General features: G+C 55.6%; 9 protein-coding genes. 3 read left to right on the top strand and 6 right to left on the bottom strand.

What is annotated here, in order from left to right; all coding sequences use genetic code 11:
* Positions 1-5 precede the first annotated feature (5 nt).
* A complete protein-coding gene (locus CRO08_RS01365; protein ID WP_176495019.1) occupies positions 6-4,445 on the bottom strand; it encodes a fibro-slime domain-containing protein in 4,440 nt (1,479 codons plus the stop codon).
* Positions 4,446-4,776: 331 nt separating this feature from the next.
* Here CRO08_RS01365 and CRO08_RS01360 point away from each other — a divergent pair, with 331 nt between their 5' ends.
* Together CRO08_RS01360 and CRO08_RS01355 are read left to right on the top strand one after the other, a co-directional pair.
* Positions 4,777-5,664 carry a GGDEF domain-containing protein gene (locus tag CRO08_RS01360; protein ID WP_097034759.1) on the top strand — a complete coding sequence of 296 codons (888 nt, stop codon included), beginning with the start codon at positions 4,777-4,779 and terminating at the stop codon, positions 5,662-5,664.
* 57 nt (positions 5,665-5,721) lie between these two features.
* Positions 5,722-7,107: an MATE family efflux transporter gene (locus tag CRO08_RS01355; RefSeq protein WP_097034758.1), complete on the top strand. Its 1,386-nt coding sequence runs from the start codon at positions 5,722-5,724 to the stop codon at positions 7,105-7,107.
* On the opposite strand, the gene CRO08_RS01350 is transcribed toward CRO08_RS01355, so the two are convergent.
* The 3 genes from CRO08_RS01350 to CRO08_RS01340 form a co-directional block, all read right to left on the bottom strand.
* On the bottom strand, positions 7,108-9,162 hold the full coding sequence (locus tag CRO08_RS01350) for a fibro-slime domain-containing protein (RefSeq protein WP_097034757.1): 2,055 nt from the start codon (positions 9,160-9,162) through the stop codon (positions 7,108-7,110).
* A 72-nt stretch (positions 9,163-9,234) separates the two neighbouring features.
* Positions 9,235-9,720, bottom strand: coding sequence for a hypothetical protein (locus tag CRO08_RS01345; RefSeq protein WP_097034756.1), 486 nt, complete (start codon positions 9,718-9,720; stop codon positions 9,235-9,237).
* A 34-nt stretch (positions 9,721-9,754) separates the two neighbouring features.
* On the bottom strand, positions 9,755-10,573 hold the full coding sequence (locus tag CRO08_RS01340) for a hypothetical protein (RefSeq protein ID WP_097034755.1): 819 nt from the start codon (positions 10,571-10,573) through the stop codon (positions 9,755-9,757).
* Positions 10,574-10,631: 58 nt separating this feature from the next.
* Here CRO08_RS01340 and CRO08_RS01335 point away from each other — a divergent pair, with 58 nt between their 5' ends.
* The gene (locus tag CRO08_RS01335; protein WP_097034754.1) at positions 10,632-11,543 is read left to right on the top strand and encodes a hypothetical protein; all 912 of its coding nucleotides are present in this window, start codon (positions 10,632-10,634) and stop codon (positions 11,541-11,543) included.
* Here CRO08_RS01335 and CRO08_RS01330 read toward each other — a convergent pair.
* Complete coding sequence (locus CRO08_RS01330; RefSeq protein ID WP_255252198.1) at positions 11,524-12,387, bottom strand: GRP family sugar transporter; 864 nt, start codon at positions 12,385-12,387, stop codon at positions 11,524-11,526. The genes CRO08_RS01335 and CRO08_RS01330 overlap by 20 nt on opposite strands.
* Positions 12,377-13,792, bottom strand: a complete 1,416-nt coding sequence (mnmE, locus tag CRO08_RS01325; protein WP_097035682.1) for a tRNA uridine-5-carboxymethylaminomethyl(34) synthesis GTPase MnmE — start codon at positions 13,790-13,792, stop codon at positions 12,377-12,379. Before mnmE ends, CRO08_RS01330 begins: the two co-directional genes overlap by 11 nt.
* Positions 13,793-13,881 lie beyond the last annotated feature (89 nt).

Here is a 13,881-nt window from a genome sequence, read left to right as displayed (position 1 = left end):
CGCAATTACTTGACCACGCCCTTGCCGCGCTTCACGCCCCACACTTCGGTCAGTTCCTTCTTCGCGACCTTGCCCTTGTCGGCAAGCTTCACGAACGAAGTGTACTTGGTGATGTAGGCGCCGGTACCCACCAGACGGTGCTTGTCCGAAAGCATGTTCCAGGCCACGTAGAAGTTGCGCGGGTTCTTCACGCAGTCACCCATGCCATCCGGAGTGGTGCTCGGGTCGGGTGAGAAGAACTTGTCGTTGCAGTAGAGCCTGCCGCTCTGGTGAGCAACGAAGGCACCCAGGTTGGTGAAGTAGTCCACCTCGTACTGGAAGTAAACTTCGCTCTTGTCCAGCGAGGCATATTCGTCCTTGGACCCGATGATGGAACCCATGTCGGACTGCACAAAGTGACCGAGCGTACCCGGATGGTCAGCCTTCACCTTGTCCATGTTCTCGTTCGTCTTCACGGGGAATATCTCGCCCACCGGCATGTCGGGAGTCACCCTCGACGGGTCAGCAACGTTGTACGAAATCGTAGACACGTCAATCTTTGCGTCACCCACGACCTGCACCCACGGAGAAGGCAGACGGTTCGTCGCATTGTAGTTCGTCGGCGAATTCCAGTGCCAATCGGGGTCTGTCGCCTGGCGGAGCGTATCCATACCCGGAGCAACACCGTTCGAGGTATCGGCCCAAATCACGGCATCGGCACGGAAGCGGATGTAGTCGCCCACGTGCGGGGTCGGGTTGTTCGGGTCGGCGTTGTAGTAGCGAAGGTTGATGGTATCCTTCTTCGGCTGAGGCACGTTACCCGCCGTCGAGTGCATGTAACGGGCAGACTCACTCACGATATCAATGGCGGAGTTCAGGTAGTAGCTGAACGCCTGGGCGCCATAGTTCGCATCCATCATGGTCACCGGTTCGGAAACAATAATCCTCACCTGGTCGTAAACGGCACCATCACCTTCGTTAGACGCGCGAGCCGAGAGAATCACCGGAGCCATGCGGTCGGTAAGTCCCTTCTCGAAGAAGGTACGCGCTTCCTTGCCCTTCCACTTGTACACCGTGAACGAGGCAATCTTGTTATCCGGGTTCACGAGCGTCTTCACATCCTTACTGAGCGGTTCGTCGACAGCGAACACGAGCGTCTGGCCACCGTCCGGGCTCTTTTCGAACGCCTTGCGGATAGCGACAGTATCGAACTGGGCGGAGCACTTCATCTCCGTATCCTTATTGTTGTTCGAAATGCCCATTTCATAGGGATTAATCTTCTCGAGGTTCGATTCGTCGAAATTCAAGCAAATGTAGGTCGGGATGGAATCCTTGTCAATCTTGCGGTCGTAGATAATGGCCATGGAGTCGGCCTTACCGTCGAGGTATTCCTGGCTTTCGCTATGGAAGTCATGATAGATGTTCATTTCGCCAAGCGGGGCGCCCTTCACGTCGAACAGGTCGACAATGAGCGGCATCGGTGCAGGCGGCTTGTAGAAGTGCATGTTGCCATAGGGAGCGGCAATCGCGTTGTTCTCGATAGAACCGACAACCATGGAGGCAGCCTCGACCGAGTATTCTAGATTGCTGCGGATACGCACCAGGTACACGCCATCGGCATACTTGCCTATCTGCGAAGTAATACCATTCGAGGCATCGAGTACATCGATATCAAACGTACATTCCGTGCAGAGGGCACCGGTAACCGGGTTCGAAATAATCACGAAGAAGTCCACGTCGGAACCCACCCAGTGGAAGTATTCCGTAACGCCGTCCTCCTCGAAGTCCGGGTCCTGCGTGACCGGGTTCCAGGTAAGCACATTGCCCAGGGAATCCCTCGTTGCAGGTTCGGCAAACGAGATTGCCGGAGCATAGAACGTAATGGTAGCCGAAGTGTTACCCACGGAGGCGGTGACCGGCATGGAACCGGCAGAAAGCCCAGCAAGCGGAACTTCGAGCCAGAACGTGTCGATACCCGTCGGATTCACAGACGACGCCAGCGGGGTCACGAGCGGGACACCGTAATTCGGATCGGCGGGGTCGTTCGTCTTGTAAAGCGTTGCACCCACGGTAAGCGTAAGCGTGTAGCTCTGGCCCGGAGCAGAGATAAGGTCGATACCGCCTTGGTCATCGGGAGCAGACACGTATATCGGCACGCGCGTACCCGCCATACCTTCACCGACAAACTTCCAGGTAGTACCGCTAGCATAGGCGGCATCGTCGCCATCGACGTTATCGAACTTGACATCGTTAGAAACGATACCCAGGTTACCCTTCACGCGGAACTTGAACTTTTCCTTGCTGCCGTTGACTTCCACGTTCAGGAAGTAAGTACCAGGAGCAAGCCCGGTAATCTTGTCGGGGTTGACAACAGGGTTTCTCGGATCTGCGAGGTTGATACCGCCGTGTACCCAGCCGTTGTTACCGGCAGTCGGGCCGAACGGGAGCGCAGCACAGTCGGCACAGCCGGCAGGCGTTTCGCCCTTGCGGGTGGTAATAGAGTATGTAATGGGCTTGTCGATTTCGTCACCGCACTTAATAGTCTTTTCTGGGCCGGTGCCGCCACCGAGAGCCACAGAGGCACAGTCGCCACCACCCGAGGTTTCCACGCAGATATTCACCGCGATATCACCTGAGGCAGCGTCCTTCTTCGAAGAAAGCATAACACCCGTAGACTGCTTGATGTACATGTTCGTCTTGATAATCACGTTACTCATCGTGGTACGGCGGTCACAGAAGAAGATGTCAATCGGGTAATCGTTGCCCGGCACAAGGAAGCCTGCTCCATAGGTGGTGTTCAGGTTCCTCAGCACCACGTGGCCCGGAGCGGCAAGGTGCGCACCGCCGTTATCCACGGCAATCTTCCTGTTGATGAACACCCAGATGTCGTCGTCACCGCGGAAGGTAAATTCCTGAGATTCATTGTAGGTGAACGTTGCATGCGATTCGAAGCAGAAATGCTGGTTACGCGTTTCAGTCTTGGAAACAGTACCATCCTGGCCCCAGCGATTGAAGCCGGGCTTGCAGTAGTCACCCCAGCACCAAATCTTACCCACAGGGACTTCATCACCATTGGCAAACAGGCCTTCGCAATCCTTGCCCGTCGGCCAACCCGGAGTCTTGCAGTAGTGGTCAAGGTCCACGCCAAGAATGGAATCCGCAAAGTTCGGGACAGGGCCACATGCCGGGCGCTTGGTTCTGGCAGCGGCAAGCGGGCCGGCCAGAGTCGGCACGCCGTTGATGTTCAACGTAACCACGCCGGCATCCGTAGAATTCTCGAGCGGAGAGAAGCCGCCGATAAGGCCATTTGTAACAGCGGAATCGGAATCGTAGCCCCAACGGGTATCATTACCGTAATGACGGAAGGGCATATCGTAGCACTGCACTTCGTTCTTGCCAGGAGTATAGTTGAACAAGGTCTTGAAGTTGGTTTCGTTGGTAAAGCAGGTTTGCGCCCAAACGCTAGCCGGGTTGAACACGGGCTTATTGTCATCACCAAGGTCAGTCATCACCATTCCCTGATGAACGCCCACGCAGGTTCCATACCCGGTAAGGTCAATCGCATCTTCCGTGAACAGCGGGTTCACAGACTTATCCGTATCGTAAATAACAGCGGCGAGGCTGAAGGTACAACGGCTATTGTTGCCCGGTTCAGGAACACCAGGGTCGGTCACATACCAGCCACCATCTTCTTCACCGGGCCAGTCGCCATCGTCAGGAATAAAGTAAAGAGTATTCGTGCCGTAGGCTTCGTAAAGGAGGCTCAGGTCTACCGGAGTAGCGACTTCTTCTTCACCCCACAGGCCATTCATGCCCAGCTGCATGGTAGTGTCGTTCTTCAGGTACATGTACACGTTAATCGGAGCATCGTTGAACACCATGCCGAACCAGCCGCACATCGTCTGCATCGGGCTCATCGCCGTGTCCTTAGGGACACCGTTAAGTTCGTAATGGATCATCATCTCGTCGGACTGCCATTCCTTCACTTCGGGGACTAGCACATAGAAGTACTTTGCCGTGGGAGGAACTTTACCCACGTAGGTCTTGCCCGGCCTAGTGTCATCGGGCTGGATGTAGATTTTTTCACCTGCACCGGGGCACTGGAAATCCCTCAAGCCAGGGCGACCGGCACCCACATAGTCGGCACCGGTACTGCCGTCCATACGGCGAATACCCGGACTGTCGATGTTCGTACCGTCCGTCGTCGTGTAGACGATAAACGTAGAGTTGTCATTGCCCGTCACTTGAGCAAGATTGAACACGTAGTATCCCGAAGCGGCATCAAGCGCGGTTGCAGGCACCTTGGTACTTTCGTTACCGTAGTAGATATATAAGTCCGTCCAGGTGGCCGGAGTCTTTATATAAGCCGTTCCCGCGCAATTTGCCGCAAATGCACCCTGCACCCCTGCAAGGAACATCGCGATACCCAATACACACCCTATGAGAGAGGACTTATGTTCTTTCATAATTTTTTTATCCATTTTGGTTCTCCAGCCAATAGCATAGCAAAAAGACAGCGGCCTCTTGCGATGCCACACCGCCTTGAAATTTATCCTTTTTTTACAAAAAAAGGTAATTTTTTTTGAAAATATTTGAAAAGGGGACCGTTCTTGTGATTTTTTCGCGTATTTTGCGGGTTATACGGTAAATTTTAAGTTACATCATGGCTTTTCATCCTGTTTTAATATCTTGATGAGCGCTTTTAGGGTCCTTTTGTTCACTATTTTTCTATAATGTCATGCAGGCACATGCCGTAAATTTCAGACTATATTTATAATAGGCTGTGCGGAGACTTTTATGCAGGATTTAGACCAGACCATCGTTACCCCGGGCAAGACAATCAAATTCGAGAAAATCGAGCTGCGTCCGCACCTTATAATCCTGTACCCCCAGACCCAATTCAAGCAGATTCCCCTCCCGAAGGGGACGATTACCCTCGGGCGCGGGCAAGATGCCGACGTGCGCCTCGATGACGAGCTCGTGAGCCGCAGGCATTGCGCCATCACGTTCGACGGAATCCGCGTGACCGTCAAGGACCTCGGGAGCACGAACGGCACCTTCGTGGACGGGGAATTCGTGGAGGAGAAGGTCCTCGATTCCGACAACCGCCTGCAGATTGGCAAGATGGTGATGAAGGTGGAATTCAAGGACAAGAGCGAAGAGGCGATAGACAAGGCCCTCTACGAGGCGGCAACAATAGACCCGCTCACCAAGATAAGCAACCGCAGGAACTTCTTTGACCGTAGCCTCGGCGAACTCGCGCTCGCCCGCAGGAACAATTACTTTGTACACACCATCATGGTGGACGCGGACCACTTTAAGCGCGTGAACGACACCTGGGGCCACCAGTGCGGCGACATGGTGCTGAAGGAAATTGCGAGAATCCTGAACGAGGAAAAGCGGGAGGCCGACCTGCTCGCCCGTTACGGCGGTGAAGAATTTTTGCTGCTGCTCGCGGGGATAGGCCCCGAAGACGCACGGAAGAGCGCCGAACGCCTCCGCAAGGCGGTGGAAAGCCACAAGTTCTCGTGGAAGGACACGGTCATTCCCGTGACGATTTCCCTCGGGCTGTGCAGCCGCCAGGGCGAAAACATCGGGAAGGTCGAGGAACTGATTGCCGAATGCGACCGTCTGCTGTATGTGGCCAAGGAAGGCGGCAGGAACCGGGTAGCCTTCGAACCGTAGCTTCGCGCTGCGGTATGACGAGGGCACATTACACATTTTCTATATTTGCGCGCCGAAATGTCGAAACTGAATTCCGAGCGCCTCAATTCCTTTGGTACCGCGAGCATCCCGAAACTGGTTTTGCAGTTCTCGGTGCCCTCCATCGTGAGCATGCTGGTGAATGCGCTCTACAATATAGTAGACCGCCTCTTCGTGGGCCAGGAAGTCGGAAGCCTCGGCATCGCAGGTATCACGCTGTGCTTCCCCATCATGCTGTTCATCATGGCGATGTCGATGATGATTGGCGTGGGCGGCAACACGCTGTTCGCCATCCGCCTCGGGCAAAAGAAGTACATCCAGGCGAGCATCATTCTGAACAACTCGTTCTCGCTCCTGTTGCTGATGGCCGCCACCACGTTCACGCTCGGCGAGATATTCATGGAGCCCCTGCTCCGCCTATTCGGCGCGAGCGACCAGACACTCCCCGTTGCCAGCAGCTACATGCGCATATTGCTTTGCGGCGCGGTATTCCAGACGGTCGCCCCGGGCATGAACCACTTTATCCGCTCGATGGGCCACCCGAAAACCGCCATGTTCCGCGAGGTCATCGGCGCCGTCACGAACATCGCGCTCGACTGGCTGTTCATAGTGCAGTTCCGCTGGGGCATAGAGGGCGCCGCGTGGGCGACCATCGGTTCACAGCTGGTGGCGGCATCGCTCATCACGCAGTTCTTCGTAAAGAAGGATACCCCCATCCGCATCCGCTGGCGCCACATGAAGTTGCGTTTCGCGTACGTGAGGAAGATTATCATCCTCGGCATTCCGCCCAGCATTATGCAGGTATGCAACAGCCTGATGAATGCCATACTCAACTGGAGCCTCACCACCTACGGGGCAATCAGCCTGCACGACACGGGTGCACTCTCGGGCGGCGACCTCGCGATTTCCGCATTCGGCATCGTGAACAGCATCGCCTCGTTCATATTGCTCCCGCTGCTCGGCTTTGTACACGGCACGCAACCCATCATCGGGTACAACTTCGGCGCGCGCCTCAACGCCCGCGTGAAGGGCACCCTCAAGTTCACGTTCATCTACGCGGGGAGCTTTATGCTCGTGGCGTGGGCAATACTGATGTGGAAGGCCGAAGTGTTCGTGGCCCCCTTCGCGCCCTCCGACCTCAAGCTGCAAGAAGTCGCCGCGTGGGCCATGCGTATTTTCGGGGCGGCGTTCTTCATGATTCCGCTCGGGCTCGTTTCGGGCAGCTTTTTCCAGGGTACGGGAAAGGCGCTCCGGTCCATGTTCCTGAACGCCTGCAGGCAGGTGATTCTGCTGATACCCTTCATGCTCGTGCTCCCGCACTTCTTTGAACTGAAGGGCGTATTCATGGCGCAGCCCATCGCCGACACGGGTGCGGCCATCATCGGCGTGCTCATGCTCCGGCACGAACTGAAGAAGCTGAAATAGCTAGCGGATGTTCACGCGGCGGTGATCGAGGCCGATCTTCACGATGTAGGAACCAGCGCGCAAATTCTGCACGAGAGTCTCGGTTCCTGCGACAACGCCCTGACGCACGATGCGGCCCTGCAAATCCATAACCGCATACGTTTTCGCAGACGCATCCGGAGTAACAATGGCAAGTGTCGAGCGGGAACTGTTGCGGACAGTAAAGCCCGGGACCTTTCCGGCAACACGCACGGCAGGCTCCTTTACTGCATCAGTACCTTCCGGATTAGGCGACCCGGCCAGGTTCAGGTTCGTCAGAATATGCAGGTTGCTCATTGTCGTACGGCGATCGCAGAGGAACATGTCGAAATCGTAAACTTTCCCCGCTACAAGCTCGCCAGAAGCACCAGCAAACTCGTCCAGGTTCACGTAAGCGGGAGCCGGCATGTGGAGGCCGCCCAGGTCAATCGCCAGTTTGTTGTCGATATACACCCAGATGTCGTCGTCACCGCGTACCGCAAGGAACGCTCCCGGCCGGTAAGTGAACATCGAGTGCGTTTCCAGGCAGAAATGCTGATTGCCCTCGCTCTTGACGCGGTCATCCCACGAAAGAACGTCGTAGACATTGGGCTTATCCCCGTCGGCGAACTCGCCCGCCGATACCGGATACAAGTCAATATACGGAAGCCCGGTCTTGGGTTCTGTCAGGGACCAGTCGTAAACATCGCCAAGCGCCTGTTGCGCCTTATCGGAAATAAAGTTTTTTGCGAGATCATTGCTAGCCATGCCATACCGGATGCCACCATATTCCTCCCTTAGGGTGGCGGCGATCGCACACGTTCCCGTGCACTTTTCGTTCTTGACAGAATCGGCAAGGTCGTTCAAGGGAGTGAATGCCTGCGAAGGATTCGTGCTCCAATAGCTGTCGTATTGCCACAGGCCGTTTTGGTTCATGTAAAAATACACCCCGCGCGAACCGAACTCGTGGACCACGTTCACATCCGGAGTCGCCGTAAACATCGCGTTGAATGCTTCCGCACTCACGAAGCAGCCGCTTGCAGCATTGTAGGTCGGCTTCTTCGTCTGCGGGTCAAGCAGATCGGCAACGATTCCCGGAGTCACGCCAATGCAGGGGACTGTATTCTTCGCACCCTCGCCAGGATAGTTGTACTTGGCGTTTGCGGAATAGCACGCGTTGGCGCCCATATTCGGGTAATCATCGCAGGTAAACGCGCCGTGCAGGCTTGCATCGGTATCGTAGAACGTCATCTGCAAGAAGTAGGAACAATTGCCACTGGCATCATTGTCAGATGTCCCAAACAATTCGCCACCTGCCGGGACCATATCGGGATCGGCAAAGAAGAAAAGAGTGTCCATTTCGTAGACCTCGAATACCATATCCAAGGGAATCGGTTCGAGGGCGGCACCCAGCCCATCTATTCCGATGGCTTCCTTCAGGGATTCATCGCCCTTCTTGAAGATAATGAAATCACCCGGCACGTTTCCATAGACCCACGACGTATAGAACCAACCGCACCTGTCTTCGGCAGGCTTGAGCGGCTTGCCACTCGCATACTTTCCGTCGCCCGACCACATGGGCGGGGTCACCCACCATTCTTCCTTATCGGGAGGCAAGAAATAGAGATACTTGATTTTCGGTTTTTCCGAGGTAACAAGGGTCTTACCCGGCTGTTCCGGGTCCTCGAGAACAAATACGCTGTTGCCGGCTCCTGGGCACTTGATGTCTGTTTTTCCTTTGAGGTAACGGAAATCCTCATTCACAGCGTTGTTCCATTCTGCCTGAACGATATACTTCATCGGCATATACAGATGATTCACCAAGGCAAAGGTCGAATCCTTTTCACCGCTCGCCGCCCGAGCCAGGTCAACCTTAAAATAACGCGTTTCGGCATCGTAGCGAGGGCTCACCTCGGTCGACGTGGAATCGGTCATGACGTAGAACCGACCCGTCCAGCCTTCCTGCGGCATCAGATAGAGCGTGCCTTCGCATTTTGCAAGGGCGTTCTGCACGCCCGCAATCGCAACCGCAGACAACAGAATTTTTAAGAACTTCATATTTCCTCCTATCCAAAGAATTTAATTTACACTAAAAATATAGTATAAATTCTATCAACTATTCTTTGCGAACTAGAACAGTTTCTTCGCGTCGGTCAGCTGGCCGTCCTTCTCGTGGAAGAGGATGACGGAGCCGCCCTCGAGGGTCTTGAAGACTTCGACCAGGCGGTTGACGGTCTTTGCCTCGTCGAAGCCGATTTCGTTATTCGCAGCCTCGTTAATGACAATACCGAAGTTCACGGCGTTCGGGGCGGAACGGCGGAGGTAGGCAATGAAGTCGGCGGCGGATGCAATCACGTCGGTACGGCCCTTCACCTCGATGTTCATCGGGTCACGGATGCTAGCCGAAAGCGGGAACAGATCCTCGTTCACGGTCTGCTTCGCATTCAAGAAGAACATGTTGCCCACGTAGAGGCTAATGGTATCATCGAGCACCTTGCCCACTTCGATGGACACGTCGCAGGCAGACGACATTTCCTGAATTTCTAGCTTGGAAGGTCCGCAGGCAATGAGGGCTGCGGAAGCGAGGATGGCGAAAGCGGCCAGAATCTTTTTCATATAGGACTCCTATTGTTTGTTTCTAAATATATACTTATTTCGAGAGGATACCAAGCGCCTTTGACACGAGTTCGGACGAAAGCCTGAAGATTTCGCTCAATTTCTCGACCCTTTCGGGTTCGGCGATGCATTCCATGCGGCTGCCGTTTGCGTCGCGGATCACGAGGTTGCCCTTCTGGTAATAGTACTGCACGCCGCGCTCGCGGTCGAGGCGGTTCAACACCGGGTAGGTCATCATCTCGCGGTAGAAACTTTCGGACCAGTGCTGTTTAAATTCCTCGACGCTCACGCCTGCCACCGGGTATTCGAACCGCAACTTCATGGGCGAAGAAATCGAGCCGTCGGTACGGAGGGCGCCGCCGGTCCAGAGTTCCATGGAATCCATGTCGGGCCGCACGAGGCGCACGCTGTTCGGCACCAGCGGGAAGAGCGCCTCACCTGCACCGAAGGGTTTCGGGAGCGGAATCGGCAACGGGTCAAAAATCAGGTAGCCGGGATCGAATAAAAATTCTGAGTGGATCGCCACGCCTTCGGCTCGCGATGACGCGTTAGGATCCGCATCCGGTAAAATAAGTGCGCAGTGGATGTTCCGTTCCTTGCGTTTGTGGCCCATCACGAGCCGCGGGTTTAATCCCATGTCGCGCAGGCTTTGGTACAGGTGCCACGTCATGCTGAAGCAGGTGCCGCCGCCCATCCAGGTGTCTATATCGTTCTGGTCGCTGTCGTCGAGGTTGCGCGCGGCCGTAGCGCTGCCGGTAGATTCGAGGCGTATGATTTTCGTGAGGTTCTCGTACGTGACGTTCGAGAGCCTGTTGCACAGGTCGAGAATCTTTTGCCAGAGGGCCGGTTCCATATATGTAAATATAGGATTTTGATTCAGGTTAGAGATGACTATTTGCTATATTGTAGTCATGCTCGGTATTGAACAGAAAAAAGGAAACGACGACAGGCTCTGCGGCAGGATGATTGCCTACGCAAGGATTTTGCCCACGCCAGACGCCGAAGAAAGCAACACGCCGTTCGACGACATGATCAAGAACGGACTCTTGACGCTTGAAGGCGATTTCCGCAAGTTCAACCCGACCGTGCCCTCGCGCCGCCGCAGGAACCAGGTGATGGACGAGCGCCTGAACGAGCTCCTCGAAACGATGGAGGAGAACGGCGTCGAACTGCCCGAGAATCTTGACGTGGAAACGGTGCGCGACCGCCTGCACGAACTTTCGAACATGGAAGTCATCCCCATCCCGGCGCGCATCGGCAACTTCACCAAGGAAGAAGACATTCTCAAGGAAGAAGCCGACATTTACTTTGTCGGGGAATTCATCGGCGCGAACCAGGCGCATTTCTGCCTCACGACGCTCCCCATCTACTACCAGGCGCGTTACCGCGAGCAGACGAAGAAGCACGAGATGGAGCTCCTGAACGATATGCTCTCGCAGTTCGAGAACGGGCAGTTCCTCGACAACGACGACATCATGAGCGACACGGTGGAGCTGTTCCCCGAAGGAGCATCGCTGAACACGTTCGTGGGCGACCTCGGGAACCTTTTGAACGTGAAGGTGATTCCCTTCCTGCTCGCCTGCGAATCCGACGAGGATTACGACCGTCAGGTGAAACTGCTGTACAAGTTCATGAAGGACTACCCCGAGCCGCTGGACGTGAAGCGCATTGACGCATCGCTCCGCATGCTGCGCGAAGAAGGCAACAACGAACTTGCCCGCAAGGTGCTGGAACTGAGCACAAAAAAAATCTGCGCCCTCTACAACGAGGACGCAAAATCCGCCGAAACATTCGAGGCTGAAATTACATCTTTGAAAGTGTAAGGAGCACCGCTCCAACCAATATGACAATGGTCGAGAGCGCAAGCTTTATGCGGCCATGACGGCTTGCGTATTCACCGAACACGAACACGCCCCACATCTGGTTCACCACGAGATTGAGCTGCAGAAGCGGGTAGCCCACTGCGTAGCCGAACATGCCGTCGTCGGCGATGGCCCAGAAGATGGCGAGGGTACCGAGCATCCAGAGGATGCCGGACGCAAATGCGAACAAAGTAGGAATTTTAGGATAACCGAAACTTTTCTTGCGCTTGAGCGTCATGATGGCGACAAGCAATACGCTACCTACGCACACGCCCACCGAAAACGGGAACAGGAATTCCATATCACCAAGGGAACTAAACTTGTACGGAATCAGGTACGTACCGAAAATCGCGCCCGAAAGGAGCGAGCGCCAGTTTTTCCACACGGACTTGGTCTTGCTTGCAGGAATCCAGATGCCGATAACCATGCAGGCAATCGCCGGAACGGAGAAGTACAGAAGGGTCGGTTCCTGGAATATGACCACGCCGCTGAAGAACGAGAGCAAGATGCTCACGCTCATGGACCGAAGCCCCGTACCCGCGAGGTCCTGTTCGGCCTGCACCGCCCAAAAGCAGAGCGCGCCGCCGATAACCCAGAGAAGCCCGCAGAAAATACCGACCGGTGCCAAGTTGAACTGCCCGGTTACTCCCGCGATAACGGTGGAACAGAAGAGCGCGCCCACCGCCATCACGGCGAGGAACGCCCACGAAGAATAGTTCGGGTACTTTTTCAGGGGAACCATGTAGGTCCCGAAAGCGAAAATCCCGATGAGGACACCGATTAAACTGAGCGTGCTACTTGCCAATGCAGAACCCCGCGAAAATAGATTGTAGAATGTCTTCGGACGAGATTTCGCCCGTTATGCTCTGGAGTGCACGACGCACCACCTGCATTTCAAAAGCCAAAAGTTCGACTGCCGGATTGTTCCGGAGCAGGTCGAGCGCGCGGTCGATACCCGCAAGGGCGTCTTCGAGGCAGGCTTTCTCGCGCTCGCTCGTAATCCAGAGGTCTTCTGCGTCCGCAGATTGCTTGAACAGGGAGGCGTTCATCGCCTGGCGGAGAGCGTCGAGACCCTCGCCTGTTTTGGAAGAAACACTCAGTTCGCCATCGGGAATCGGGGATGCGCCGTTCCTGTCGGGGACTGCGCGCAGGTCGGACTTGGAATAAACGACAAGGTCCGCGTTATTTGTCATGTCCGCGAAGGTGGACGTTCTAAGATTCTCGCCTTCGCGAGAATGACGAGATGCTAATTCGCCGTCGCGAGAACAACACTTCCGCGAACCCCCGTCCACCACGAGAATCTTCATGTCGGCTTCTTCGAGAATTTCCCTGCTCTTCTTCTGGCTGAGCGCATCGAGTTCGTCTGTCGCCTGCGCCGCGATGCCCGCGGTATCGACCAGCCGGATTTCGCCACCCGCGAGAAACAGGCGCACTTCCACAAAGTCGCGCGTTGTACCCGGGACATTGCTCACGAGCACGCGGTCTTCGCCCAGGAGGGCATTCACAAGGCTTGACTTGCCCGCATTCGGCGCGCCGTAGAGCACGGCCAGCGGGAGCCTGCTAAGCGAAGCCTTCCCGTGAAAACTGTTTAAAATTTGCTGGATAGATTCACGGACAGCAACAAACCGCGCCTCCCAACCCGCAAAGTCCGGGTCGGCCTCCTCTTCCGCGAAATCCACATCGAGTTCGAGGCGCGCCGAGATGTCCTTGACCTGCGAAGCGAGTGCCGCAATCTTTTTCGAGAGGGCTCCCCCCAGAAGGCGGTGAGCGTTCTCGAGTTCTGCGCGGTTCGCGCTGTGAATCACGTCGGCCACAGATTCGGCCTGCGTCAAGTCCATCTTGCCGTTCAGGAAGGCGCGACGCGTGAATTCCCCGGGTTCGGCAAGGCGCACGCCATCGAGCCCGCGGATTGCCTGCAGCAGGTCGCGTACGATAAGCGGGTTCCCGTGCGGGTAGAGTTCCAGCACGTCTTCGCCGGTATAGGAATTCGGGCCCTCGAAGAAGATGTACAATAGGCTATCGATAAGCTTGCCCGACTGCGGGTCACGCGCAGTCCCGAGGCACGCCTCGCGCGCCTTCAATTTCTGCAGACGTTCATTCCCGAACAGGCGCGCGACCACGTCACGGACGTGGGCTCCGCTCACGCGGAGCGCGGCCACGGCACTCACGCCGGAAGGGGTCATCGGGGCGACTATCGTCTGGGAATCCATGCTCATAAAGATAGTTATTAGTAGTTAGTCCTTAGTCATTAGTAAAAAAAATGGCGCCTTCGGCGCGACCATAAGAACCAGCAACTATT

It is taken from the genome of Fibrobacter sp. UWT3 (assembly GCF_900230125.1).
In the GTDB taxonomy this organism is placed as follows: domain Bacteria; phylum Fibrobacterota; class Fibrobacteria; order Fibrobacterales; family Fibrobacteraceae; genus Fibrobacter.
Note: the sequence above shows the minus strand (reverse complement) of the source record. Positions and strands in the feature narration are given on the sequence as shown.